Below are 26,435 nucleotides of genomic sequence, written 5' to 3'. Positions count from 1 at the left end.
CGCCGGTGGTCAACCGCGGGCGTGATCTCGTACAGGCAGGCCTGCCACAGGACGGTTTCCCCGCCGCCGGGGACGATGTGCCCGTCCACCTGGCCCGCCGCGCAGCAGCACGTCCACCCATTCGACGGTACGTGTTCTCCGGGCAGGGGGCGTGCGCTACGAGCACCCTATTTGCCCAGGCCGGCAAGGGCTGCGGATGCAGGCCGGGGTCCGCTCGTTAGCTGCGTACGCGTGCAGCCGGTCCCCGCGCCGCTGCTTGACGCGGGGACCGGTGGTCGGTGGCCTGCGGCTGGGGCTGCTCCACCTGGGTGTGGCCGTGGCCAGCAGCCGGGCGGCGGCCTCGCCGACCAGCTCAGCTTCGCCGTCGAGACCTAGCCCGCCGCCTCGGACACCGCCTCCCCGGCGTGCGAGGCATCTACAGCCACGTCACCGAACCCATGATCAACAACCTCGTCGACGCACTACAGCGCCGCTGGGAAGCCACCCAACCCGACAGCCCCGACCCGGTCGTCCGCCGGCTGCGACCCGCCGCCTGACCGGTCGAGGGCGGGGCCGCCGGCCCCGCCTCACCGTCTGCCGGTCCTGTCGCGCATCCAGCGCTCGAATTCGACGGCGACGATGCGTTCGTCATGCACGCCGGTCGCGTCGTCGGACGCCAGCCAGACGATGGGCGGGCCCATCACCGCGGGCTCCAGGAAACCCTGGCCCTCGGGCACGGCGTCGAGGGGCAGCATCCCCGTGACGGTTGCGCCCCCGGGCAGCAGCAGGTTGACGGTGACGCCCGTGTCCCGCAGGTCAGCGGCCATGATCCGAGACAGCGCCTCGCTGCCGGCACGCGACGGCCCGTAGGGGACGAACCCGGCTCGATGCATGGTCGAATGGCTCACCGAGATGTTGACGATGCGCCCGCCGCCGGCGGCCAGCATCCGCGGCACGATCTCGCGCGCCACCAGGAAGTAGCCGGTCAGGCGCACGGAAGCCGTCGACCGGCACCTCCCAGAAGCCCCGGGGGTGGGTCATGAAGCGCGGGTTGACCGTGCGCATGCCGATCCCGGCGTTGTTCACCAGCATGTCGATGCCGCCGAGCCGCGACCACGCCTCGTCGACCGCCCCGGCCACCGACGACTCGTCTCGGCGCGTCATCCTCGCCGAATAGCCCTCCGCCGCGTGGATCACGAAGTTCGTGCCAGAGCCAGTATTCACTGGTGAGGTTCCCCCGATAGCGTGGAGGCCGGACCTAAGGGGATAGATGGTCATGGCTGAGACGAGGCGGCGGTTCGACCGGGAGTTCCGTGAGGGCGCCGTGCGGATCGTGCGGGAGACGGGCAAGCCGATCGCGCAGGTCGCTCGGGACCTGGGGATCAACGACGGCACCTTGGCCAACTGGGTGGCGCAGGACCGGCGGGCTCGGGGTGAGGCCGCCGCCGGCGGTCTCGGTGAGGACGAACGCGCCGAGCTGGCTCGGCTGCGCAAGGAGAACGCCGAGCTGGCGATGGAGCGCGATGTGCTCAAGCGATCCGTGGTCCTGTGGGTCAAGGAGGCGACGAAGTGACTGTGGCCGGGTTCGTCGCCGCTCAGAGGACCGAGCACGCCGTGCCGCACGCGGTGACCTGCCGGGCGCTGGGGCTGAGTGAGTCGTGGTTCTACAAGTGGCGTGACCGGCAACCCACCACGCGGCAGACCCGCCGCGACGCCCTCGATGAGGCGATCCGGGCCTGCTTCGACGCCTCCGGCGGCACCTACGGCTCTCCCCGGGTGACCCAGGATCTGCACGCCGACGGGTGGCAGGTGTCGGTCAACACCGTCGCGGCGCGGATGGCCGCCCTCGGCCTGGCCGGACGCACCCGAAGGCGCCGACGCAGCCTCACCAAGCAGGGCAAACGCCCGGTGGCGCCGGACCGGGTGCGGCGGCAGTTCACCGCCGTCGCGCCGGACGTGTTGTGGTGCGGCGACATCACCGAGGTCGTCACCGACGAGGGCAAGCTCTACCTGGCCACGGTGATCGACCTGTACTCGAGGCGGCTGCTCGGCTACGCGATGAGCGCGCATCACGACGCCGACCTGACCCAGGCGACCCTGGGCATGGCCGCCGCGACCCGCGGCGGCACCGTCGACGGAGTGATCTTCCACAGCGACCGCGGCAGCGAGTACACCGCCGCCGACTACGCCAAGGCCTGCCGCCGCCTCGGTGTCCTACAGTCGATGGGCCGGGTCGGCTGCGCCCTGGACAACGCCGCCGCCGAAGCGTTCAACTCCACCATCAAGGTCGAGTACATCCACCGGCAACGGTTCCGCACCCGATCCGAGGCCCGACTCAAGATCGCCACCTGGATCGTCGACTTCTACAACGTCCGCAGACGTCACAGCGCCTGCGACGGCATGTCACCCGTCGACTACGAACACTTCATCGCCGAAGCCCGCCGGGCTCAGGCAGCTTAAACAACCCTCCACGCTTCCAGGGGATTGACACTGGCCGCGGACAGTTGGCGCGGTCAGCGGTTGTGACCAACACGTCCTGCAGGATTGTCCACGGCGTCAACGCTCCAGGTCGAGTCGCCTCGCGTTCGGCCTGTTGAGCCGACTTCCATGCCCCTTCATGGAAACTTTGGTGAGCGTCCGCGCGGGACGGGTCGTGTTCGGAATGATCGGCTCAGGGAACCTTCGTTGCGCGAGCCGTCCGAGGTGCTGCCATGTCCGACACCGCGAGTCATCCGCGGATTCCCTCGCGCGCCTGGTACCGGCCGATGGTCGCCCGCCCCACCGATGAGCCGTACCGGACGGTGACTCCGCTGGAGCTGCTCTTCGATCTGTGCTTCGTGGCCGCGGTACGGCAGGCCGCCGACCGGCTGCACCACAACCTGGGCGAGGCCGACATCGGTCACGGGATTGGCCTCTACCCGGTGGTGTTCTTCGCGATCTGGTGGGCGTGGATGAACTTCACCACGTTCGCTTCCGCGTACGACCCCGAGGACGACGTCTACCGCCTCACTACCCTGGTCCAGATCGCCGGGGCGCTGGTGATCGCCGGTGGCGTGCCGCGCGCCTTCGACCACAGCGACTTCTCCGTCATCACGTACGGGTACGTGATCATGCGGCTGGCGATGGTCGGGCAATGGTTGCGCGTCGCCCGCAGCGACCCGGAGCGGCGGGCCACCGCACTGCGCTATGCCGTGGGCGTCATCGTGCTGCAGGCGGCCTGGCTCGCCCGGCTGGCACTGCCCGACGGCTGGCTGTTGCCCGGCTTCCTGGCGATCGCCCTCGCCGAGCTGCTTCTGCCGTTCTGGGCGAGGCGCCCCGCTCCGATCATCTGGCACCCACGCCACATAACCGAGCGGTACGGCCTGTTCACCATCATCGTGCTCGGCGAGTCGGTACTCGCGGCCAGCCTCGCCGTCCAGACCGCTTTTGACAGGGGGACCGAGGCGAGCACTCTTCTGTCCATCGCCGGTGCCGGCGTCGTGATCGTCTTCGCGATGTGGTGGCTGTATTTCGACCGCCCGGTTCACCACCTGGCGGCCTCGCCGCGCGTGGCGCTGCTGTGGGGATACGGCCAGTACCTGATCTTCGCGTCGGCGGCCGCGCTCGGCGCCGGCCTCGCCATCGACGTCGACTACCAAACCGGCACCGCGCACCTCGGGCGCGTCGCTGCCGGGTACGCCGTGGCCGCGCCGGTCGCCATCTACCTGATCGCAGTCTGGACCTTGCACATCCGCCCCTTTGACCAGTTGAAGATGACCGTGCCGTTCTGGGCCACGACCGCGCTCGTGCTGCTCACACCGCTCACACCCGCGCCGTCCCGCCTGACCGCTCTGCTCCTCGCCGCCCTCGTCGCCACCACCGTCATCGCCACCCGGTTCAGGCAGGGCGCCGCCCGGACCGCGACGGATGGCTAGCCCCGGCCTTTGGCCAATTGTTGATCAAAGCGGCTGACGCGGGCCTGCCCGGGGCCTGCCCATTGAAGCGTCCATCGAGGTACACGTAAGCCTGACCGGGAAGATGCCGCCGATTTCAGGGGCAAGGATGTACAGGCGGCAGCTGCCGTCCAACGGTGATCTCGATCGCGAGTGCTGTGTTCTTCACTGAAGCTCGCGGGCGCCCGGTATCGGCTTCATTCGATCTAGATCGTGTGCGGCGGTGCCCGCGAGGGCCTCGACCCGGGTGCCGCGGAAGCGCACTCCGTGCAGTGCCAGGCGGCGGAGATCCGTAGGTAGATGTGGGCGCACGGCCAGGGTGTCGGGCTCCGGATCGATGCCGAGCATCGTGCGGAGCAGCATCATCGGTGCGCCAGCGGCCCACGCCTGCGGGGAGCAGGCGGTGGGGTAGAGCACGGGCACCAGGGTGTTCTTTCGTGGGTAGCCTGCGAGTGCCTCAGGCAGTCGGTGGTGCAGATGATGGGCGGCCTGCAACAGCCCCATCGCGAGTTGGTTGGCTTCGTCGCGGTGTCCGTACCGGGCGAGCCCCGCTGCTGCGATCGCGGTGTCGTGCGGCCAGACGGTGCCGTTGTGGTACTCAAGCGGGTTGTAGGCTGGCTGCTCGTCAGCGAGCGTGCGCACGCCCCATCCGGTGAACATCCGGGGTCCGCAGAGCAGCGCGGCGAGCGCGTCAACGCGTTCGGGCGGCACGATCCCGCTCCACAGCAGGTGTCCGATGTTAGAAGTCAATGTGGTCACCGGCTTCTTGTCCCCGTCCAACGCGAGCGCGTAATAGCCGAGGTCGGGTAGCCAAAAGTCGGTGTTGAACCGGCGATAGAGTTCCTCGGCGTCGCGTTCCAGGCGCTCGGCGAGGTCGGGGTCGTTCCAAATCTCCCGCGCGAGCCGCGCCGTTCGGCGGCGCGCGTCGTAGGCATAGCCCTGAATCTCGCAGGTGGCCCGGGGAAGCTTGGCGAGGCTGCCGTCGGGGTGGACGACGGCGTTCCAGGAATCCTTCCAGCATTGGTTGACGAGACCGCTGCGCGGGTTGCGAGTCTGGTATTCGATGTAGCCGTCGTGGTCGAGATCGCCGTACGTCTCCAGCCACCGCAACGCCGAGCGGGCCGCGGGCTCGAGGTCTCGGACGGTCTTCCTGTCACCGGTCCACCGTTCGTACTCGTCCAGGACGATCAGGAACAGCGGGGTGGTGTCAGCGGCGCCGAAGTACGGGGACTGCGGACGTTCGCCGAAATGGGCCAGTTCCCCGTGGCGCAGTTCGTGCAGGATCTTCCCTGGTTCGGCATCGCGATGGTCGTCCTCATGGATCGCCTGCCGCTCGGCGAGTGCCCGCAGCGTCGTATAGGCAAGTTCGGGGTGGAATGGCAGCATCTGATAGCTGACCAGGAGGCTGTCGCGGCCGAACACCGCCATGAACCAGGGCAGCCCGGCGGCGGGCAGAGATGATTGATCTCCAGCGAAGGGGTAGAACCTCAGCGCGGCAAGGTCGAGAAGGCTGCGGTGGTAGATGTGCATCAGGTCGTCCCAATCCGTGTCCAGGATGGGTGACGCGTCCAGCCATTCTCGAATGCTGTAAGGCATGTCCGGAGAGTGGTGGTGGCGCTTTAGCGCCATGTCCACTTCGACCCCAATCCGGATCTGGATGTCGGTGCCCCACTCTTCTCCCGGTGGTAGCTCGTATCGGAAGGTGAGCGATTCTTCGGTGACGAAGGCACCGGGGGCGTCAATGTGCGTTTCGCGGCAGAAGTCGCCGCGGCTGTAGCCCAACGTGATCCCGCCGTCGCGCCGACGGCGGTACAGATGGCCGGTTTTCGACATCTGATCCTTGACCTCGAAGATGTCGGCGAAGTCACCGTCAAATATCATCGTGAGTTCGAACGCGACCGGCGTGTTGCCGAAGTTGTGGACCGTGATGCGCTCCTGCATGCCAGTCGCCACTTCACGGCGGCGGGTGACCGACAGAGACGGGTTCCGGTAGATCGTTCCGGTCGGCTCGATCAGAAAGAAGACAACTTCGTCGTACTCGAGGTTGTCCGCGCTCAGCGCCTCGAGTTGGTGGCCGTTGAGGCGCAGTTGCCAGCGAGATAGGTGCCGCATGTCGCGATAGAACAGCCCGTCCGGGACGTTGGGAGCGGGGTTGATGTCGCCCTGCCGATCGCTTACAACGAAGGCGTCTCCCTGCAGGATATTGATCTGGTCGAGTCGCACGCTTCCCCCCGCTCTGGCCGCACGAGCCGCCGGTGCCGTCAACCAGTCCACTGGTTGGCGAGTGGGTTACCCTCCCAGATGTCGTTACACCACGACTTTCCAAACCGGAATGCCGGTCCGATACGGGACAAGCTGTCCACCGCTCGGCCACCTGCTGGCCGCACTTCCGAACGAGCTGGCCGCGCCCAAACTGCTCCAAAGGCATTCGTGCTGAGCGGCCCCACGCCACCGCCGAGCAGATCGCCGCCATCGTCGCCCGTCAAGCCCGCCCGTGCGACGGACTGATGATCCTGACCGCCGCCTACACCGGCATGCGATGGGGAGAACTCGCCGGCCTCGCCCTTCAACCGCCGCGCCTGGACCCCCGCCATCGCCGGCGACCCGAAACGAGGCATCCCACCGATCCTGCCCGGCATGCTTTTCCACGACCTCAGATCACCGCACGGAAGCCGCCGACCGGCACCTCCCAGAAGCCCCGCGGCTGCGTCATGAAGCGCGGATTGACCGTGCGCATGCCGATCCCGGCGTTGTTCACCAGCATGTCGATGCCGCCGAGCCGCGACCACGCTTGGTCGACCGCCCCGGTCACCGACGACTCGTCTCGCACGTCCAACCCGATGCCGACGGCCCCTGGCAGTTCGGCGGCGACCGAGCTCGCACGCTGGCCGGATCGGCCGGTCAGCGCGACCGTCGCCCCGGCCGCGGCGAGGGCGGAGGCCATGGCGAGTCCCAGTCCGCTCGTCCCGCCGGTCACCAGCACCCTCATCGGGATCCTCTCATCCCACGAACGGCCCGGCCGCGCTCGCCGGCCGTGGTCCTCGGCAGCGTTGAAGCAGTCATGACCACGACGCTAGGAGTTGGCACGTGCTCGAAGTCAAGTCGCGGCCGGTATCCGGCCCACTCGCTCCGCCCCCCAAGCGGGGCCTGCATCACCGAGGCCGCTCGGCGTACCGGGGTCAGTGGGGGCACCGTGCGCTACTACATGGGCGCTGGCCCGGTCGCGCAGCCCGGCCCTTTCCCCGCTCTGACCAGCACCGCCAGGATGAAAGTGGCTGTGACTGGCTGGTCGGACCTGGAATCTCGGGCGTCGATTGAAGGTGATTACCTGCCAGTGGGACCAGGCGGGGCAGCCGTCGGCGGGACTGGATGAAGTGTCGCCCGCGCACACAGGCTCCTACCGCCGACCGGTGCGCTGTGGGAGCGGGCCGAGAGCGGCGGGGGTGCGCTGACCGAGGCCGGCCTTGGCCACAATGGATGCGGCTGCGCCCGGCAGCGCATGATCAGGATGGCGAACGACCTGCGGGATCAGTACTGCCGCGGATGACCGACGGCAGCCAGGTGCGGGGCCCGGACTGGGGGAGCCCGGTTGGGAGCAGGTGAGCGTTCTGAACGGCTTGGAACTGCATCCAGGCGCATGATGGAGCCCAACCGCACCCGCCTCTACCTGGGGTTTCCGTTCTCCCGGGCCGGAGCCGATTCAGCGTCTTATGGAAGACCAAAGGCGTCACACGCCCCGGTCACGTCTCGATGAGCTGGCGCCCCAACAGACAGATCGGAAGGGGCGACACCAACCGCGGCGCCCCCAGCCGTTGTCAGCGCTCTTCTGGCCTCCACCCACCGGTTGTTTGACCTTGCCGATTGAGCCGGCGCCGTACTGTTCGATGGATATGTGCTCGGCCGATAGTGCGGTGGCGTCGACCGCAAAATCGTCGAATCGCCGCCCGTCCCGACGACCCGGCCCGGGATAAATTCCACTACGGACGGCCGGCGATGTGCGAGGAGGCCTATGTCCTACCCGGCGACGGCTGCCGTCGAGCACGTACGGCAGGCAACCGTACACATCAGGTCTAAACGGCAGACAGGCACAGGCTTCTTCGTCGACCGGAACATCCTCCTCACCTGCGCGCACGTGCTGGATGCCGGCACTGAACGGGTGCAGATCCGAGTGCAGGGAAGGCCTCCCGTACCGGGCACCGTCCTTAAACGACTGCCTCCACCGGTAGGCCGGGACCGGGCCTCCTACCCGCTTCCTGACCTCGCCTTTATCGGCGTTGACGGCAACATCGACCATCCGGTGGCCGAGATCCGATCGCTGCTCCTGCACTACGGCAACAACCAGGACGCCTCGATCGCGGCCTTCGGGTTCAACCGGCATGCGCCCGAGCCCGACCTCGGGCCCGATATCGTCCGGATGGCGGTTCAGGGGCCGAGCGAGCCCTACGTCAAGGCCCACGCCAAGGTCGGCGTAGCTCCCGGGATGAGTGGGGCGCCGGTCGTCGAACTGTCGACAGGTCGGGTGTGCGGCATGTTGAAGTATTACGTCCCCGAGCAGGAGGCCGCCTGGTTCATCGACGCGCTCGATTTGGAAAAACGGCTCGATGCCTATCGCGCCTTACTGGGCCGGTTCGAGCCGCGCAAGCCCCGGCTGTTCCTTCCGGAAAAGCACACGCCGTTGTGGAAGATGCTGGTCGCGCAGCAGACGGTGGCGGAAAAGCTGCCGTATCGGGCCAGGGGCAAAGCAAAGTCAGGTGATCATGTGGACGTGCTGCTCAGCGGCGGTTTCGCTGTCTGAGGCCGGTTCAAGACGCGGCCTTCCTAAGTGGATGATGAAGGTTCTCTACGCCAGCATCGTCTGCAAAGAAAGGCCGCTCGTGGCAGTCTCCCATGCCTTGACCGCTTGCGTCACTGACAGCGGCGCTGACATCGACGTTTCCGACGTGACCGCGTTGTACGAGGTGTTCTCCCAGGTCAGCGACCCACGCAAGCCTCGGGGAGTGCGTCACGGGCTGCCGGCGGCGTTGACCATGTTGGCGTTGGCGGTGCTCTGCGGAGCCCGTAACTTCCGCCAGGCCGCCGACCGGGTCGCCGAGCTGCCCGCGCTGCTGCTGGCCGCCGCGGGCGCCCGCGTGGACCCCCGCCACGGCCGGCGGATACCGCCCAGTCGGGACACCCTGCGCCGTGTGGCCGAGACGATCGACGCCGCCGCCACCGACCGCCTGCTGTGTCAGTGGATCGCCACCCGCATCCCACCCACCGACGGCGGGCGGCCTGGCCTGGCCTTGGACGGCAAGACCGTACGGGCCTCCCACGACGGCGACCCCGCCAACAACGTGAGACTGTTCTCCGCGATGCGCCACGACACCGCCGTCGTGATCGCTCAACTCCGGGTGCCCGACGACACCACCGAGGTCACCCAGGTCCAAGCGTTGCTGGACCCGGTCGAGATCGCCGGCGCGGTGATCACCGCCGACGCCGCGCACCCCTCGACCGACACCGCCACCTACCTGCACCACCGCGGCGCCGGTTACGTGTTCACCGTCAAGGGCAACAGACCCGCCCTCCTCGCGGCGATCTGGCAGCGCCTACCCGCCGCGACCAGCGACAGCGCCGCCCACACTCACCGCGAACACCGCTCGGGACTCATCATCGAGCGTCGGATCTGGACCGCCGACGCCGCCGGCATCGAGTTCCCCGCCGCCGCGCAGGTCTTCCGGATCCGCCGCGACACCTACGACCTGACCGGCCAACGCCTGCACAAGGACATCGTCCACGGGATCACCAACCTGGACGCCCAGGCCACCACAGCCGCAGAAATCGCCGACTACACCCGCCGACACTGGGGCATCGAAAACAAGATCCACTGGGTCCGGGACGTCCTCTTCGCCGAAGACCACCGCCATGCCTGGCTCGGTGCCGCCGCCCACACCATGGCCCTGTTCCGCAACCTCGCCATCGGACTGATCCGCCTCGCCGGCCACTCCAAGATCAAACAGGTCCTGGAGCGACTCCACGGCAACAAACTGCTGATCCTGCCACTACTCGCCGCATCCCGAACATGATCAACTGACTTTGCTTTACCTCTGCCCTCGGGGGTTTGCCTTGGCGGATCGATGGAAGGACCCGGATCACCTCGGCCAGCAGCGCGCCGATCCAGCCGACCAGCATTGTCGAAAGCAATCCGTGGAGCATGGAACCTCCAAGCGCTGGCGGACCGAGAAGCTGTAGCATACGACTTAGTCGATACGTGGGGGGTCCGCGATGCGGTGGCACTGTCCCTGCAGCTCGGTCGCGGTACTCGCCCGAACGTCGACGGGAGATCGCACTGACGGACGACTCATCGGGCATCTCTGCACGACGCGACTCGAGCCAGAAGCCCGGCCAGGGCGACCGGTGTGCACACGGGTCATCGATGTTTCGGTTTGTAGAAACCCCGTCCGACCGCCGCTGCGCACATCATGACCGCGTCTGCACCTGGTGCGGTGTGGGGGTGGGTGAGGTGCGTCGGCTACGTCGAGTTGCTTCCAAACTGTTCGTCGGGCTGCTCCGGGGTCCTTTCACGGGCGGTTGAGCAGCGAGCTGCTTCCCGGCCGCTGAAACCTACTGATTAAGATTGCCGGAAACACCGTTAGCGGGATAGTCCGCCGAGCGCAGGGCAGCGGTCCCGACCGAACCCGGCCATTCATCTCATCGTTCGAGAGCGGTAGAAGCTTGCTGACGTGTGGTTGTCTGTATGCATGCTTGATTTCGTCGGCAACAACGACGCACTGCAATGGCAGGTCGGTCCGGCACTGCAGTGGGTGGGCCGAGCTGGGAAGCTGCTGGTATTCGTTGCCGGCTTGGTGATTCTGCTCGATCTCCTTGAGTCGAAGATCGCCAACTGGAAGACAAGGGCCGAAGGGCGACGCGCCAAGGCTAATACTCCAGCCGGGGATCGTGATCAGGGCTCGATGAGGGCTTGTCGGGTGTAGTGGCTGGTCTCGGCTCGGGCTTGGTGACGGCGCCGGCGGATGGACCAGAGCAGTAGGTCGCAGCGGCGGCGGGTGGGTTCGATGATCAGGATGTTGAACAGGTGGCGTAGCTCGTTGACGGTCATGTAAAGGACTCCGGTGCTTGATCAGCCCGGTGGTCCTAGGGTTGCATGAGCATCCCGGTTGGTCCGGTGGGTGGCGTCGAGTAACGCTCTGAGGGTTTGGCCTCGTTCCGCTGATTGCCACTGCTGGCCTGGCCACGGATGCCCCGGATGAGGGAAGTGGGCCGGCCCTGTCGAGGTCGGGTCCGGTTGCAGCACATGAGTGGGAGCCGTTGTCAGGACGCTCTGCCTCCTTGGGACCGTGGCGGTGAAGGGCGCCTGCTTGCTCGGGCCGCCGGAGTCGGTGGTGACCGGTGAGCAGGGGGTAGGGGGTAGGGGGTAGGGCATGGTGCATCGACGCCAACGGTGTCGGCGCGTTGCTACTTACTGAGGCGTGCCCCGCGGTTCCACTTTGACGCCGCGATGGATCAGCCACGAGGTTGCCGGCCAAGCGGCAAAGAAGCCGATGATCAACCCGATCTGGACAATGAGCCAAAACACCGGATTGTTAGGCTTCGGGGCCTCCGGGAAACCAAGATGATGCACCAGCGCCAGCCAAATAAGTAGGGCGAACTCGAAGACGGACACGGTCAGCAGGTCGGCTCTCACAAAGGTCCTTATTGCAGTCCACACTCTTCGGTCACCTTTGTGAGCCTCAGCAGAATAGCGGAATACGACGCCTACAAACACTGCGCCTACATAGTCGCCGATGTATTCGTGCCACAACGTGTGGCCACCTGTCTCGATGCCAACGCCGAAGATAGTCACCGTAGCAATAATGGTACCTAGGGTGCAGTGGGTACTACAGTGACAGGTTGCGATTACAACAGCAGCCCGCCGCGACCTCTTGGGCGGGTTGCCGTGCCGCTCCCTCCACCGGGGAGACTGGGGTTTACCCCACTTATTGTAAGCCGCGATGGCTGCTGGGCCGAAATAGAGGGCGGTGACCGGCCAGATTAACTCCATGACCTTAACTGGCTGACGATATCCATGAACCAAGTCGTCAACAACGACAACGACGGCACTGACTAACCCCACAAAGAGTGTGGCCCACGAGAGCATCAATAGCCATGTTGGCTGCATGATCATCTCCTTTCACTCCACGCACCCGATGAAATGCCGGTGGCGGCGGATGTGACAAGCTCGGGCCACCATGTGAGGAAAGCGACCCAAGGTACCCGCCCAAGTGTTTCAGGTACCATCCGATTGTTAGCGAAAAACGGCGTGCCTGCACTCGTGATTGCTAGATGAACGCAACCTGGCATACCGTGGCAGCCCCTCTTCGTTCACGGAAGATCGCGAGCCGCCACAATTTCCAAGATCGAAACGGTGTCAACGTAGCTGTGCTACCCGCTTGCCAACAACGAAGTACAGCAACCGCCGCGACCGAGCCGGACGATGAGCCATCGCTGCACTGCTTCTCGCCTCACACAAGATCGTATGCGGCCGCACTGCCGATGGTCCTGAGGTTGAGGCGAGCCGGGGACCGGCGGCGTGCCAGATCCGGGCCAGGTCGATAGGTGATCTCGGGGGATTGGCGGGGACTGGCGGGGAAAGTGGTGGACTCGCCGCCGGTCAGCGCCGGGCCAGGTCAGGCAAGTTCGAGAGATCCCCTGTCAGTGTGGGGGTCAGGGGTTCGAGTGCCCTCCGCTCTACCAGAAATAGGATCTGGTCGTGGCGTTGGCGATGACCAGGCTGGTCTTGATTGGGCCGCCTGGTGCGGAGACGGCTGACTTAAACCGCGGTTGCCCCGCCAGGGTTTTGCCTACCTCCTATGAGCGAGATGTCGCACCGGCGGCCACCGCTTCGAACCTCTGTAGCTTTCGCGAAGGATTCAGTGCCAGAGCGCCCGTCTCGGCGTCCTGCCCACCGTTCCTCCGCGTGGTTGGGTCCGCTGGCCGCGCCGAAACACTACCGGAGTGTCGATCACGTTCCATGTAGATCCACGAAGCGCTTCCTGGTCTGGGCGCCGCGCCAGCCGGTGAAGCCCTCCGATCCCCGGATGCCGCTCACCTGAACGTCAGAGGCGTAATCCGGAGGGGTCACGTGGTGTTGGTGAGCCGCCAGGCGGCGTCGATCAGGCCGATGTGCGAGAACGCCTGGGGGAAGTTGCCCAGCTGCTCGCCGGTCCGCGGGTCGATTTGCTCGGCGAGGGGTCCCAGGTCACTGGCCCGTCCGGCGAGCTCTTCGAACATCGCGATGGCCCGTTCACGCTCGCCGGCCAAGGCCAGGCACTGACGCCGGAGTCGCGGCGACGGCCGACTCGCTCTTTCAGATCGGCTCGATCACGCTCTATGTCGCCTGGCAGGGGAGTATGCGCAGGTCAAAGCGGTAAGGAGTCACTGGATGGCCCGGCCTTGCATGTGGGTGCAGATTGGGAGCAGCTTGGCGAAGTGGTCACCGCGTCCGAAGTGCTCACCGAGGTCGGGCAGGGGCCAGCGCTTTGACCTGCGGTGATGTGGGCGAGCGCATCGTCGTGACCTCCCAGGGAACACCGAAGTGGTCAGGGTTCGCTGCTCCCCGCCTGGCTGGTGCCGGCTGTCGTCTTGGGGCCCGCTACACCAGTCAAGAGGGTTTTGCCGCATCGACGCATGGCTCTGGGCCCTGCCGTGCTGGCGTCGGTGTGGGTCCCGGGAGTTGAGACTCGAATCCCACCGGCAGTCCTCTGACCAGGGCTTCCTGCTCGGTGACCTCTTCGGCGGACCCGAAGTCGTCATCCTGGCCCGTTCTCTGTCGGTCGGTGGGCCGGCGGCTGGTCTGGGCGCTGCACCCCGGAGCCTTCGGCTGCGTCATCCACCCCGTCTGGGGATTACCGTGCCGCCGTGTCATGGGCTCATGACTCGCGCGGGCCTGGCCCGTCCCGGAAGGCCGTGCGGGATTGCTCGTATGGCTCCGGACACGGGAAAGGCGTCCTACGCTCTGGGCAGATGGGGCCGCGTGCCCCTGCCGACCCGGCACAAGTTCGGGCAGCGCCTTCTCCAAAGTGCCCCTCGGGAGGCAGGCGCCGGGGCATGCCATTTGTCTGCGGTAGGCGGGCGGAGACCACCCGCTCGACCTCAAATGCGTTCAAAGCAGAAGGGAGGCCTGCGTGGCCGTCAAGACGGAAGCGCGAACGGGCGCCGCAGAAGTGCGGCCATTCAAGATCGAGGTCCCCGAGGCGGACCTCGAGGACCTGCGCGCGCGCATCAAAGCCACGCGCTGGCCGAACAAAGAGACCGTCAAGGATGACTCGCAGGGCGTGCAGCTCGCGCTCATGCAGGACCTCGCTCGCTACTGGGCGACCGACTACGACTGGCGCAAGTGCGAGGCGCGGCTGAAGGCCCTCCCCAACTTCGTCACCGAGATCGACGGTCTGGAAATCCACTTCATCCACGTTCGTTCGAAGCACGAGGACGCGCTCCCGATCGTCGTCTGCCACGGCTGGCCCGGGTCGATCATCGAGCAGCTGAAGATCATCGGCCCGCTCACGGATCCGACGGCGCACGGCGCGAGCGCGTCGGATGCCTTCCACGTCGTGATCCCGTCGATGCCCGGATACGGGTTCTCCGGCCAGCCGACCACGACCGGCTGGGATCCCGTGCACATCGGGAAGGCCTACGTCGAGCTCATGAAGCGGCTCGGGTACACACGGTTCGTGGCGCAGGGCGGCGACTGGGGCGCGATCGTCGTCGACGCGATGGCCGGCGGCCGCGCCGACCCGGCGGCCGCCGAGCCGGCGCCACCGGAGCTGATCGGCATCCACACCAACATGCCCGGCGCGGTTCCGCCGGAGCTCTTCCTCGCGTCCTTTGCCGGCAGCCCGGCACCGGACGGTCTCTCCGACGAGGAGCGGGACACGTACCAGCAGCTGCTCAGGTTCTTTGGGACGCACGTGGCGTACGGGCTGATCATGGGGACGCGCCCGCAGACGCTCTACGGCCTGGCGGACTCACCCATCGATCTCGCCGCGTTCATGCTCGACCACGGCGACGGGAGCGGCCAGCCCGGCATCGTTCAGCAGGTCCTCGAGGGCCGTCTGCAGAAGCCGAGCGACCTCACGCGCGACGACATCCTGGACAACATCACGCTCTTCTGGCTGACCAACAGCGGGGTGTCCTCGGCGCGGCTGTACTGGGAGAACAAGCTCCCCTTCTTCGCTGCCAAGGGCGTGACGATCCCGGTCGGCGTGAGCATCTTCGCCGACGAGATCTACCGGGTTCCACGCAGCTGGGCGGAGCGGGCGTACCCCAACCTCGTCCACTACAACCGGCACGACAGGGGCGGGCACTTCGCGTCCTGGGAGCAGCCGCAGCTGCTCTCGGAAGACATCCGCGCGACGTTCCGATCGCTGCGCTAGCTAAGCGCCATCCCGTATGCCGTCGACCGCCCTGCTGGGGAGCGGGCTGCCGCCCGGCCCGCCACGTCAAGCGGACCTTGACACAGGTTCGGACGCTGGCGGGTCGGGCGGTGGTCTGCTCGGCTTGCCCTGGTCGATGGCAGGCGGGATTGCCTACCGCAACCACCACGGACCGTGACCCGCCGACGGAGCCCCGGCCATCCTGGAGCCGGAGCGCCCCCGCCGGAGGCGCATTAACCGCAACCCCGCGACCACCGTCAGCTCGCCGACGCGGCCGGCGTGCGCTCCCCTACGCCACGCGGACTCGTGGCCGCGCGGCCCGGCCGGCTGCCGGCCCACCCTTCACCCGTCAACGGTCCGTCGTTCTGCTGCGGCCCGCCCGGGCCCCCGCTGTCCGCGCCAGCAGCCGGGCGTCATGCGTGACGGCCGCAGAGCGCCAGCGGCAGCGGCCGGCGCGCGCCCAGGCGGCGGCGCGTGCGGCCCGTCAAGGGCCGCCTTGAAGACGTACACAGAAACTTTGCACAACATCGCCGGCAGTCCGCCGGCAGGCCGGCTGTCCTGCGCCGGTTGATGGTTGACACCGCGACCTCGGATGATGCTTTACATGACCGCGACGCCCGCGCGACTCGCGGCAGAAGCGGGCGTCTCATGAGTGCTCGGGTCGTTCGTGGATACTCGATCCGTGGCACGAAGTCGACGACGTACCGGCGACGAAGTGCGTCGAGCTGCTGTCAGCGGTGTGGCGGCATACCTCGCGGACGAGGACGCCGACGTCTACAACATCACGGACGCTGCGGTCCACGAGGACGGCTTGGCTCTTGCGCTGAACCTCACCGCCCTCGCGGCGAGGGCAATCACTGCTCTGGCTGCGGCAACCGGCCGTGCGCCCATAGAGGTGCTGCGGTCGATGGAGCCCGACGGACGGGATCTGCGCAAGTAATTTGTAGTCGACGCGTTCACTGCGGCAGATGAGGGTGCCTCCGCCGCCAATCCCGGCCCTAAATCGAGCTCGCGCTTGACACGATCGCGGATGAGCTTGATCAACCGAAACGTCTGTGGGCACTGGCGCCTGCGGGTACGGGCTGCACCGCCGACCGGGTCAGGAGCACGCCCACTCCCGCGGTCAGTAGGCTCAGCCCGGTGCCCAGGCCCCACGCCAGCCGGAAGTGGTTGACCGAACCGGCATCCACCCGCGTGCCCAGGATCGTCACGAGCAATGACACGCCGACCGTTGAGGAGATCTGCCGCAGCGAATTGACCAGCGCGGAGCCCGTGGTCGCGCGGGTGTCGGGCAGCGACTGCACCCCGGCCGCGACGAGGGTACCCAGGGCCAGGCCTACCCCGCTACCGGTCAGCACGATGCTGGGCAGCAGGTCACGAAGGTAGTCGGGGGTGGCCGAAACCAGGACCGTACGCCAGAGCAGACCGGCCGCGTACAGCACGCCCCCGGCCGCGACCAGTGGACCATGGCCGAAGCGCCGGGCCGCCCGCGCCGTCGCAACGGCCACGATAGGCACCAGCGCCGGGCCGGGTACCAGGGCGAGGCCGGTGCGCAGCGCGCTCCATCGCCATACGTCTTGGCACCAGAGCACGTTGGACAGCAGCACGATGGCGAACGCCGAGCCGAAGATGAACGTTCCGGCGCCGGCCACCCCGAACCGGGGCACCCGCAGCAGATGCAGTTCAAGCAGCGGAGTGTGGTGGCGCGCCGAGCGCCATCCGAACCACACCGCCGTCACGAGGGCCACGGCGAGTAGGGCGAACGTACGCGTGGATGACCATCCCCAGGTCGGTGCCTGCACCAGCGCACCGCACAGCGCCGCGGCGGCGGCCGTGATCAGCACCGCACCCCACGGGTCGGGCAGCCGGCCGGCCTCGCGCGCAACTTGCTTCGGCAGCGCGACAAGGCCGGCGGCCAGGGTGAGCACGCCGATCGGCAGGTTCACCACGAAGACCCAGCGCCAGTCCACCTGTACCAGCAGCCCACCAAGCACCGGGCCGGCCGCCGCGGCAAGCCCACCGACCGCCGCCCAGCCGCGGGTGGCCTGGGTGCGCCGCTCGGCCGGTACCAAGGCCAGCAGCAGTGCCAGCGAAGTCGGCAGCTGGGCAGCGGCGCCGATGGCCTGCATCACCCGGGCCAGCACCAGCACCCACAGCGTCGGAGCCAGCGCGCATCCGATCGAGGCGAGCGTGAACATCACCACGCCGGCCAGGAACACCGGCCGCTTGCCGATCCGGTCGCCGAGCCGGCCGATCACCACCAGCAGGGCGGCGAGCGTGATGGCGTACGCGTTGAGCACCCAGGACAGGTCGCCGAGCGTGGCCGGGTGCCCTGGGCGGGAAAAGCTGGCGCCCATCGCGGGCAGAGCCACGTTCACGATCCAGAGGTCAAGGTTGGTCATGAACACCGCGAGCACCACGACGACGGCCGCGACACGAGAGCGGTTTGATTTTCCAACTGCCGAGGTCATGCCGTACCCGCCTCGGCCGCCGCGCGGTCCCGCTCCGGCCGCGCGCCGCGGGCGGACCTGATCGGCACCGCGGTGGCAAGCAGCGCGGCGGCCAGGAACCCGGCGCCCACCGAGGCGAGCCAGCCGGCGCCCAGCACGCTGATGACCGCCGCGCCGATCAGCCCGGAGGCGGACACCGCGAGGTAGACCGCCGAGGAGTTGAGCCCGATGAGTATCGGTGCCGCGGCCGGTGCGGTGGACACCAACCGGTGCTGCTGGGCGACCAGCAGGCCCCAACCGGATAGGCCCCAGACCACCAGGGCGGCCAGCGCGCCCGGCAGCGTGCCGGAGGTCCAGCGCAGCGTGGCGAAGTCCACCAGCGCCACGACAAGCGCGACCGGGATCACCCGGTGGCTGCCCAACCGGTCTACCAGGTGCCCGGCGCCCAGGTTGCCGGCCGTCGCGGCCAGCCCCCACACGAGCAGCAGGGTGGCCAGGGTGCGGCCGTTGCCGCCGGTGGCGCCGTGGAAGACCAACGCGATGTAGCTGTACACGGTGAACAGGCCGGCGTACCCGAGCAGCGTGGTGGCCAGGGTCGCGGACACCCGCGGGTTGCGGACCGGGGCGAGCCGGGCGCGCAGCCCGACCGCGGGCGGGGTCGGCACCGGTGGCAGCAGGGTGGCCACCCCGGCGGCGGCCAGCAGGCCGAGCGCCGCCACGCCCAGCATGGTGACACGCCAGCTAGTCAGCGCGGCCAAGGCGGTACCCAGCGGCGCGCCGAGCGCTGTGGCGGCGGTCAGCCCGGCCAGCACCACGGCCAGTGCTCGGCCGCGCTGCGCGGCCGGGACTAGGCCGGCGGCCACGCCGCCGGAGACCGGGACGATCATCGCGCCGCCCAGTCCGGCGACCGCGCGGGCGGCGAGGACCGCCGGATACGCCGGCAGCAGCGCGGAGCCGACGGTACCGGCGATGAACACCGCCAGCCCGACCAACAGCACGGTCCGCCGGGGCCAGTGCGCGGTAGCGGCCGCCATCACCGGGGAGAGCAGGGCGTAGGCCAGCGCGTACGCGGTGATCAGCTGCCCGGCCGCCGCGGTGCCCACGTGCAGGGAGGCGGACACGTCGGGCAGCACGCCGGCGATGACGAAGCTGTCGGTACCCACCGCGAAGGCGGCGAGGGAGAGCACGAGCAGGCGGCGGTACATGGCCTTCCTTCATCTTTATCGCAACTGATGTGGTTACGTCTGTGGGCATGGTGCGGGCATGGGTAGCGGGTGGTGCGGGGTCAGGAGGCGGCGTGCTGCCGCAGCGTGTCGGCGAGCAGGTCCTTGATGGTGGTACCGGCCAACTGCCGCGTGAGTGCGTCCTCGGCGGCCCGGTACAGCGGGGCCAGGGCCGGGCGGATGCCGTGGCCGACCGGGCAGTTCGGGTTGGGCTCGCCGTGGTGCATCGGGAACAGCGGCTGGTCGGCCATGGCGTGATACACCTGGGCCAGGGTGATCTCCGCGGCCGGGCGGGCCAGCCGCCAGCCGGCACCGGAACCGCGCTGCGAATTCACCAGCCCCGCCTCACGCAGCGGTCCGAGCACCCGGCGCAGGAACACCGGGTTGGTGTTCACACTGCCCGCGATCTGTTCCGAGGTGACCAGGTCCCGGCCTCGCCGGGCGACCAGCGCCATCCAGGTCAACACGTGCAGTGCGATCGTGTACCGACTGTTGCCAGTCATGCCACCACCTTCCGTCGTAATCAAAATAGTTACGACCAGCCTGCGCGAGAAGCGGCTGTGTCACAGATCATGGCGGGCTGGGCGTCAGCCATCTCCCCTGATGGCGCCAGATGGGCGCCATCCCGGCGTGACTGGTCCGCGGATGCGACTGAGCCCTCGGTCGCCTGGGAGACGCTGAACAGTCACGGGTCCGACGGGGCCACTATTTGCGGGATCAGAGGCACTACTCTCGGCAGTTCCGGATGCCGTAGCCACGCAGACCGCCGGCACGGACGGTGACGAGCCGACCAGCGACCGGCGCGCCTTGACAGCGGCATGAGCGTGCGCTCGCGTCGCGTATAGAGTTCGCCCGTCTGCGTTCGCCTTGCGATGATCCAGTGGTGACCCCCTACGTGTCCCACACCACCGTGGATTGTGCCGATGCCTACGCCTTGTCACGTTGGTGGCAAGCCGTTCTCGACTACAGCGAGGACCCGGACGATCCGAACGAGCCCGGCCACGAGGAATGCATGATCTACTCCCGTGACGGGCGGCACCGCCTGCTCTTCATCGAGGTACCGGAGAAAAAACAGGTCAAGAACAGGATCCATCTCGACTTGCGTCCTGTCGAAGGCACGCGCGACGCGGAACTGGCGCGGCTGACCGAACTCGGTGCGGCTATCGTGGCTGACCGCCGCAACGCCGACGGAACGGGGTGGGTTGTGCTTGCCGATCCGGAAGGCAACGAGTTCTGCATTCTTCGGAGCGACGCCGAGATCGCTGGCGGGCGGCCATGACGGCGTTGGGCTCGCCCACGCAGCCGGTTGCTACGTCCGCCCATCGGCGCCCGGACGGCATCCTGACCAACTCGACGTGACGTTACAGTGCTCCGATCGCGGCAAATCCGTACATCCGATTTCGGGATTCTTGGCCCGTCCGGTTCGGAACGGGTCCTGGCCACTCGGCCCAGCCCGTGCCGGGTACCGGTAGCGTCCACGGAGTGGAGTTGCGCGATGCGCTGCGACGCCGGCCGGTTACGCCCGAGCGGCGAGTCGCGATCGTGGAGGCGATACTGCAGATCGAGGAGCTCGTCGACCGCGGTGAGGACGCCACTACCGCGATCGAGACGCTCAACGAGACGACCGATCACACCTTCGGGCTCGACGACTTCAACTATCACTGCGGAGCGCCCGACCGTGAACAGCTGGTCGAGTGGGCGTGTGGGCCGCCGCCGGTCCGACTGCCCGACGTCACCCGAGACGAGCTGGTCGAGATCGTGCGTCGCATCCTCGCCGGCCCGACCGACGACTGGTACATCGCGGCGTTCGAGCGCAACACCGTGATGCCGCGCGCGAGCGGCCTCATCTTCTACCCGCCGCCCGAGTTGCGGGACGCGACGGCGGAGGAGATCGTTGACGCCGCGCTGGCCTACCGCCCGATCGCCCTGTGACGCAGCCGGCGGACCCGTACTTGGCAGCCAGCGACGCGTCCGAATCCAAGATAGATCGGGTGCGCGCTCATCGGCACGACCGAGCGATCAGCGGCAGTGAGCGGACACGGGAATGGCTTTCAACATGCCGGACGGCACAGCACCCACGCCGCCTACTCCTCGGCACCGGCCGACGTGTCCTCGATCTGACGTTGGTCCACACCAGGAGCATGGCGTCCCAGCTTCTTGGTCTTGAACAGCGAAGCGGCTGCACCCCCGACCGCGCCGGCTGCACCGGTGATCGCTCCGCCCACACCTGGTTTAAGCCGGCGCCCGAACCGAGGTCTGGACCAGTCCGACATGATTCTCTAGGGAGCTGGTTGTGGCTGGCGATGCGATTGACGACGCGTTGGTTTCGGGTGTTTTACGATCAGTACCAGATATAGCCGCTTGGCGTTAGGAAAGCGCGTCCGATAGATCCTGCTGAGCTTCTCGGACGCGCTCTACCCCTACCGCGACAGGTGTGGTCGAGCTGTCGGAACGGGTGCCGCTGGTTGTGCTCCGGGCAGCCAGCGCAGCCAGTCCGGTAGCGCCCACGCACGTGCGCCCAGCAGCGCCATCGCTGCCGGAAGCAGTACGCCCCGTACGACGGTGGCGTCGATGAGGACCCCGACGGCCATCCCGACACCGAGCATCTTGTATTCGATAGCGCTGAGGGTGACGAAGATGCTGAACACCCCGGTCATGATGACGGCGGCGCTGGTCACGACACCGGCGCTGCTGGCGATGCCGCCGACGATCGCCTCACGGCTGTCCGCGCCGCTCGTCCACCGCTCGCGGATCCGGCTGAGGATGAAGATGTGGTAGTCCATGCTCAGGCCGAACAGCAGCACGAACATGAACAGCGGCAGCCAACTGACCACCCCGCCATAGGAGCGGAAACCGAGCACGGAGCCCAGGTGGCCGTCCTGGAAGACCCAGGTCAGCACCCCGTAGGCAGCGCCGACCGAGAGCAGGTTCAGCAGGATCGACACGATCGGGATGGCCAGGGAGCGGAAGGTCATGACGAGCAGGACGAACCCCAGGACGAGGACGAAGGCGAAGACGGTCGGAGAACGACTGGTCACGGTGTTGACGAAGTCGTACGCGAACGCCGTCCTGCCGGCGACCGCATAGTCCACGCCGGGCACCTGGCCGATGGTGGCGGGCAACACCTGGTTGCGTAGCGTTTCCAGTGCGCGGTTGGACGTCGCGTCGGTGCCCGAGCCGGCCAGCGGCACCCGCAGCACCAGGGCCCGATCGACGGGCACCACCGCGACCGGTTCGGCGAGCACACCGCCGCTGCCGGCGACTCGATTACGCAGGTCGTCGATCGCCTGCCGTACGGCGGGACCGTCGACCTGGCCACCCCGGTCGTTCCAAATCACCACATGAGCCGGGATGGCCGCTCCCGGGAACGCCTCCTGCATCCATACCGCAGCGTCGACGGTGGGCACACTGCGCGGCAGGCTGTTGGTCGGCGCGGCGTCCTGCAGTCGCATCCCGAGCGCGGGCAATGCGGCCAACGCGAGCGCCAGGGTCGTCAACCCACCCCACAGGAGCGGCCGGCGGACCACGGCGGCGGCCACTCCCGTCCAGAGACGGGACCGCGCCGCCGAGGTCCGGCGACGGCTCAGCCACGGGATGCGCCCGGCGTCCACCCGCTCGCCTAGCAGGGCAAGTATCGCGGGCAGGACGGTGACCGAACCGATCATGGCCAACCCGACCACCAGGACCGTACCGACCGCCAGCCCGCGGAAGTTGTCCAAGCCGGTGAGCACCAGCCCGGTCAGGCACAGCATCACGGTCAGGCCCGAGACGATCACGACGTGGCCCGAGGTACGCGCACTGGCCCGCAGCGCCGTGGCGACATCGCGTCCGGCGGCCCGTTCCTCCCGGAATCGCCGCAGGTAGAACAGCGAGTAGTCGATTCCGACCGCGACACCGATCAACAGCACCAGGGACGAGGTCGCACTGTTGATCGGCACCCAGTGCCCGATCGTGTCCAGCAGTCCGAACGTGCCCCCGACGGTGGTGAGGGCGAGCAGTAGCGGGATCCCGGCGGCGATCAGCGAACCGAACACGATCAGCAGGATCACCACGGTCAGCGGAAAGGAGGAGAACTCGGCCCGCTTGAAGTCGTCCTTGACGCCCTGGTCGACCGCGAGCGAGAGGCTCTCGTCCCCGGCCTCGGCGAGCCGCACGTCCGGATGGCCGGCGGCCAGCGCGTCCACGACCTTGGCCGCGGCGTAGTAGTGGTCGCGTACGTGCCCGTCCGACAGCAACTGGAAGGTGACGAGGCCCGAGCGGGCGTCCGCCGATATGAGCTGCTCGCCGCCCGCCTCGAACGGCGAGCGTACGTCGGTGACCCTGCCCGTCCGGCGCAGCGTGGCCACCAGTTCGGCCACCACCGCGCGTACCCGCGCATCGTCGACCAGTCGTGGCCCGCCCGGCTCGCGGGCCTGGACGAGTACGCTCTCGCGCAACGGCTCGTAGCTCCCCTGCATGCGCAGTGCGACCTGGGCACGGCCCGCGCCGCCCGGATCGGTGGAATGCGCGTCCTCGCCTGTCACCAGCGCGCTGGACAGGACTGCCACCACGACCAGGGCGAACCAGCCGGTGATTGCCAACGCGCGGTGTCGCGTTGACCAGCCGGCGGCGCGTTCGATCAGCGATCCTCGACCACGGGACGCCGGATCGCCCGGCGAGAGATCTCCCGCACCCGGCGCGGGCGGCCGGGTGGTGTCGGGTGGGTCATCCTCGATCGACTTGCCAACACGCAGCATGAACTGCTGTCCTTTCCCCGAAGGAGTGTTCCGGTGAGAACTCGCCCATGCGGGCGAGATGGTGCTTCTTCCCCACCTGGGCCGCCGAGTTGGCGCTCGGCGGTCCAGGGTCTGATCGCTACTCGACGGTCCGCAGGACGTGCTCCATCGAATCCATCCGGGACTCGATCGCGGCGAGGCGGCCGGCCACCTCGGTCAGCTGGTGCTCGATGCCCTGCTGGGTCTGCACCGCCGTCTCGGAGAGCTTCCGGAACTCGCCCTCGTGCGCCAGCACCGCTCTGGCCCGAAAAGTCCGGGCGACCTGCACGATGATCGTCGTAACCACCGCGATGACCAGGGCGAAGAGGCCGATGGCCCCGATAACCTCCGTCCAGTCCTGCCCGCTCATGACAGCGCTTCCTTCCGTGTTTCCCGCTCGTCGGTGTCCGGGACCGTGAGCGTCCGCTCCGCGGTCTCGACGAGTTGTGGCGTCAGCCGCACCTCGAACTCGTTCACCTCGTAGAACTTCATTGCCTTCCCGTCCTCTGAAACCTCGAGGTGCGCCGATACCAGACCGGCCGCCTCCAACTTCCGCAGGTGGACCTGCAACAGCGCCCGGCTGATGCCCACCTCGCGGGCCAACTGGCTCACGTAGTTCCGCTTGCGTACGAGTGCGGCGAGGACCCGCAGCCGATGCGGATTGCCCAGTGTCGCCAGCAGTCGCACCAACTCGTCCCCGGTCGGCGCAGGGGTACTCACATCACGACCTCCCACATGCAAGAAAAAGTTAGCACGTGCTTGTAGATCGCGGCAAGTGATGAACGCGCTAGTCGGGTCCGGTACCAACTCCGGACTCCGCCCGAAAGTCGTGCAGATTGTGCCGCGCGGATCCGCTGCTGGGCTGACGGCTGGGCGAGACGCCGCCCGACGGCGTTGTCGGTCTACGCCGAGCCGGTATCCGACAAGCTCCGTCACTGCCGGTGGAGGTCGCGAGACGGCTCGCTTGGAACGCGGGCGACCTTCGTGGCCGCCCGTGCGGCGAATCTGCCGCGATCGACACCTGGTGTTCGATATGCGGCCGCTTCTTGCAGCCGTCGTTCCGCCATACACGCCGCAGCGTGAACCCGGCTATTGCTTCTCGTCCCCCTCGGACCGGTAACGCCAGCAGCTCACTCCGCCTTGATCAGATGCCCGGATCTGCCGCGATCCGCGCGCTGTGGAGCGTGACCATCCAGCAGCAGCCCTCGGAGTGTCCGGACATGCCGAGAAGCGGACGCCTGGACCGTGCACGAGGGCGTCATGGCGGGTTCGACTCTGGACCACTACGAGCACTACCCGCGACAGCCGCGCGGTTGAGGGAGGTTTCACTGCGGTCCGTTACAGGGCCTTCCGTCACGGCGGAGCGGATTACGAGTGGACCACGACGTCCCATCGCCCACACGATGAGCGCGAAGCAACAGAGCGCCGTTCCCGTGATCGTGACCGCTGTCCAGCCGCCCGCGGACCAGAGCGTGGCCGCGGCGGCGGAGCCGATAGCAGCGCCGATGAAGTTGCCGGTGGCCAGCGCCGTGTTGAGCCGGCTGCGTGCCTCGTGGGAGAGGGCGAACAGCCGCGCCCGGCTGAGGAGGGCCTGCGTCTGGAGGGCGACATCGATCATGATGATGGCGACGATGACAAGTACGACGGACCGGCCGGCGAATGCGGCGACGACGAAGGCGCTGAGGGCCAGTACCCAGGCAGCGCCGGTGGCCGGGAGCGACCAACCGCGGTCGTGCAGACGACCGCCGTGCAGGCCGGAAAGGACACCAGCGAGGCCAGCTAACCCGAACAACCCGATCACCGCTACCGGGTACCGGAACGGTGGGCCGCTGAGCAGGAACGTCAGCGCCGTCCAGAACAGCGAGAACGTGGCGAACCCTGTGGCGGCCAGGACCAGCGTCCATCGGGCTGCCGGCTCGCGCATGACCACCGCGCCGACCGAGGCGATGAGCTGAGGGTACGGCATGCGCGTCCGCGGTGCCAGCGGTGGAATCGCGCGGTAGAGCAGAACCGCGAGCAGGACGGCGACGACCGCGGCGAGGACGAAAACCGTACGCCACCCTGCGGCGCCGGCGACGAACCCGCTGATCGTGCGTGAGGCCAGGATACCGGTGAGGGTCCCGGACCCGACAACGCCGACGATCCGACCGCGTTGGGCGTCGCCGGCAAGGTCCCCGGCGAGCGGTGTGAGGACCTGCCCGGAAATCGTCGTCACACCGAGCACGCCGAGTGCGAGAAGGAGTACGCCGATCGACGGTGCCAGCGCGCACAGCAGCAGTGCGGCGGCCGAGGCCAGCAGCATCACCGGGACGAACCGGCGGCGGTCGAGGACGTCACCGAGCGGTACGAGCAGCAGCACGCCGACGGCGTACCCGACCTGCGCAGCGGTGACGAGCCAGCCGGCCGTCGCGGTCGTGGTGGTTAGGTCGCCAGCGATGAAGCCAAGCAGCGGCTGTGTCCAGTACAGGTTGCTGATGGCCGCTCCCGCCGCCACCGCGAACAGGAATGTCAGCCGGCGGCTCAGACCCGACGGCAGTGCCATGCGGAGTGCTGTCATCCGGTCACGCTACGTCGGGGGACCAAGGCGCGGCGGGCCAGCGAGGGCTTGAGCTTGGTAGGGGCACCCGCGTCCGCAGGGATGTCAGATTTCTCGGCACCGTGCAGGCGTGCCCGGACATGTAGACACGCC

23 protein-coding genes and 1 pseudogene are annotated in these 26,435 nt (G+C 67.9%); 11 read left to right on the top strand and 13 right to left on the bottom strand.

Annotated features, from left to right (window positions below; all coding sequences use genetic code 11):
* Positions 1–404 precede the first annotated feature (404 nt).
* Positions 405–536 carry a hypothetical protein gene (locus OG799_RS18340; RefSeq protein ID WP_406036411.1) on the top strand — a complete coding sequence of 44 codons (132 nt, stop codon included), beginning with the start codon at positions 405–407 and terminating at the stop codon, positions 534–536.
* Positions 537–566: 30 nt separating this feature from the next.
* Here OG799_RS18340 and OG799_RS18335 read toward each other — a convergent pair whose 3' ends face one another.
* Entirely contained in the window at positions 567–974 is a 408-nt protein-coding gene (locus OG799_RS18335) for an SDR family oxidoreductase (protein WP_406036410.1), read from the bottom strand.
* A 44-nt stretch (positions 975–1,018) separates the two neighbouring features.
* Here OG799_RS18335 and OG799_RS18330 point away from each other — a divergent pair, with 44 nt between their 5' ends.
* From OG799_RS18330 to OG799_RS18315, 4 genes are all read left to right on the top strand, one after another.
* On the top strand, positions 1,019–1,156 hold the full coding sequence (locus tag OG799_RS18330; protein ID WP_406036409.1) for a hypothetical protein: 138 nt from the start codon (positions 1,019–1,021) through the stop codon (positions 1,154–1,156).
* A 99-nt stretch (positions 1,157–1,255) separates the two neighbouring features.
* On the top strand, positions 1,256–1,552 hold the full coding sequence (locus OG799_RS18325; protein WP_357115009.1) for a transposase: 297 nt from the start codon (positions 1,256–1,258) through the stop codon (positions 1,550–1,552).
* Positions 1,549–2,439: an IS3 family transposase gene (locus tag OG799_RS18320; protein WP_406036336.1), complete on the top strand. Its 891-nt coding sequence runs from the start codon at positions 1,549–1,551 to the stop codon at positions 2,437–2,439. Before OG799_RS18325 ends, OG799_RS18320 begins: the two co-directional genes overlap by 4 nt.
* Before the next feature lie 251 nt (positions 2,440–2,690).
* A complete protein-coding gene (locus tag OG799_RS18315) occupies positions 2,691–3,893 on the top strand; it encodes a low temperature requirement protein A (protein WP_406036408.1) in 1,203 nt (400 codons plus the stop codon).
* Between the two features lie 183 nt (positions 3,894–4,076).
* Here the strand turns inward: OG799_RS18315 and OG799_RS18310 are convergent, their stop codons facing one another.
* Entirely contained in the window at positions 4,077–6,134 is a 2,058-nt protein-coding gene (locus tag OG799_RS18310; RefSeq protein WP_406036407.1) for a glycogen debranching N-terminal domain-containing protein, read from the bottom strand.
* A 430-nt stretch (positions 6,135–6,564) separates the two neighbouring features.
* Entirely contained in the window at positions 6,565–6,900 is a 336-nt protein-coding gene (locus OG799_RS18305; RefSeq protein ID WP_406036406.1) for an SDR family NAD(P)-dependent oxidoreductase, read from the bottom strand.
* Between the two features lie 1,020 nt (positions 6,901–7,920).
* Between OG799_RS18305 and OG799_RS18300 the strand changes: the two genes are divergently transcribed.
* Both OG799_RS18300 and OG799_RS18295 read left to right on the top strand, forming a co-directional pair.
* On the top strand, positions 7,921–8,706 hold the full coding sequence (locus OG799_RS18300) for a serine protease (RefSeq protein ID WP_406036405.1): 786 nt from the start codon (positions 7,921–7,923) through the stop codon (positions 8,704–8,706).
* A 145-nt stretch (positions 8,707–8,851) separates the two neighbouring features.
* Positions 8,852–9,973, top strand: a complete 1,122-nt coding sequence (locus OG799_RS18295; RefSeq protein WP_406036404.1) for an ISAs1 family transposase — start codon at positions 8,852–8,854, stop codon at positions 9,971–9,973.
* A gap of 878 nt (positions 9,974–10,851) precedes the next feature.
* Here OG799_RS18295 and OG799_RS18290 read toward each other — a convergent pair.
* The 3 genes and pseudogenes from OG799_RS18290 to OG799_RS18280 form a co-directional block, all read right to left on the bottom strand.
* Complete coding sequence (locus OG799_RS18290; RefSeq protein ID WP_406036403.1) at positions 10,852–11,007, bottom strand: hypothetical protein; 156 nt, start codon at positions 11,005–11,007, stop codon at positions 10,852–10,854.
* Between the two features lie 360 nt (positions 11,008–11,367).
* Entirely contained in the window at positions 11,368–11,949 is a 582-nt protein-coding gene (locus tag OG799_RS18285) for a DUF4396 domain-containing protein (RefSeq protein WP_406046321.1), read from the bottom strand.
* Between the two features lie 1,076 nt (positions 11,950–13,025).
* Positions 13,026–13,220: pseudogene (locus tag OG799_RS18280) on the bottom strand (glycoside hydrolase family 15 protein); the annotation flags it as partial.
* Positions 13,221–14,071: 851 nt separating this feature from the next.
* Here OG799_RS18280 and OG799_RS18275 point away from each other — a divergent pair.
* Positions 14,072–15,319, top strand: coding sequence for an epoxide hydrolase family protein (locus OG799_RS18275; protein ID WP_406036402.1), 1,248 nt, complete (start codon positions 14,072–14,074; stop codon positions 15,317–15,319).
* 682 nt (positions 15,320–16,001) lie between these two features.
* The gene (locus tag OG799_RS18270; protein ID WP_406036401.1) at positions 16,002–16,259 is read left to right on the top strand and encodes a hypothetical protein; all 258 of its coding nucleotides are present in this window, start codon (positions 16,002–16,004) and stop codon (positions 16,257–16,259) included.
* A 100-nt stretch (positions 16,260–16,359) separates the two neighbouring features.
* On the opposite strand, the gene OG799_RS18265 is transcribed toward OG799_RS18270, so the two are convergent.
* The 3 genes from OG799_RS18265 to OG799_RS18255 form a co-directional block, all read right to left on the bottom strand.
* Positions 16,360–17,739: an MFS transporter gene (locus tag OG799_RS18265; RefSeq protein ID WP_406036400.1), complete on the bottom strand. Its 1,380-nt coding sequence runs from the start codon at positions 17,737–17,739 to the stop codon at positions 16,360–16,362.
* 47 nt (positions 17,740–17,786) lie between these two features.
* Positions 17,787–18,974, bottom strand: coding sequence for an MFS transporter (locus OG799_RS18260; protein ID WP_406036399.1), 1,188 nt, complete (start codon positions 18,972–18,974; stop codon positions 17,787–17,789).
* 80 nt (positions 18,975–19,054) lie between these two features.
* Positions 19,055–19,495, bottom strand: a complete 441-nt coding sequence (locus tag OG799_RS18255) for an Rrf2 family transcriptional regulator (RefSeq protein WP_406036398.1) — start codon at positions 19,493–19,495, stop codon at positions 19,055–19,057.
* Between the two features lie 380 nt (positions 19,496–19,875).
* Between OG799_RS18255 and OG799_RS18250 the strand changes: the two genes are divergently transcribed.
* Positions 19,876–20,271: a VOC family protein gene (locus OG799_RS18250; protein WP_406036397.1), complete on the top strand. Its 396-nt coding sequence runs from the start codon at positions 19,876–19,878 to the stop codon at positions 20,269–20,271.
* Positions 20,272–20,474: 203 nt separating this feature from the next.
* A complete protein-coding gene (locus OG799_RS18245) occupies positions 20,475–20,924 on the top strand; it encodes a hypothetical protein (protein WP_406036396.1) in 450 nt (149 codons plus the stop codon).
* Between the two features lie 488 nt (positions 20,925–21,412).
* On the opposite strand, the gene OG799_RS18240 is transcribed toward OG799_RS18245, so the two are convergent.
* From OG799_RS18240 to OG799_RS18225, 4 genes are all read right to left on the bottom strand, one after another.
* Positions 21,413–23,728, bottom strand: a complete 2,316-nt coding sequence (locus OG799_RS18240) for an MMPL family transporter (RefSeq protein WP_406036395.1) — start codon at positions 23,726–23,728, stop codon at positions 21,413–21,415.
* 118 nt (positions 23,729–23,846) lie between these two features.
* A complete protein-coding gene (locus OG799_RS18235; protein ID WP_406036394.1) occupies positions 23,847–24,116 on the bottom strand; it encodes a hypothetical protein in 270 nt (89 codons plus the stop codon).
* Complete coding sequence (locus tag OG799_RS18230) at positions 24,113–24,466, bottom strand: ArsR/SmtB family transcription factor (RefSeq protein WP_406036393.1); 354 nt, start codon at positions 24,464–24,466, stop codon at positions 24,113–24,115. Before OG799_RS18230 ends, OG799_RS18235 begins: the two co-directional genes overlap by 4 nt.
* A gap of 538 nt (positions 24,467–25,004) precedes the next feature.
* Positions 25,005–26,288, bottom strand: a complete 1,284-nt coding sequence (locus OG799_RS18225) for an MFS transporter (RefSeq protein WP_406046320.1) — start codon at positions 26,286–26,288, stop codon at positions 25,005–25,007.
* Positions 26,289–26,435 lie beyond the last annotated feature (147 nt).

The organism is Micromonospora sp. NBC_00898, assembly GCF_045207895.1.
Classification (GTDB): Bacteria; Actinomycetota; Actinomycetes; order Mycobacteriales; family Micromonosporaceae; genus Micromonospora.
Note: the sequence above shows the minus strand (reverse complement) of the source record. Positions and strands in the feature narration are given on the sequence as shown.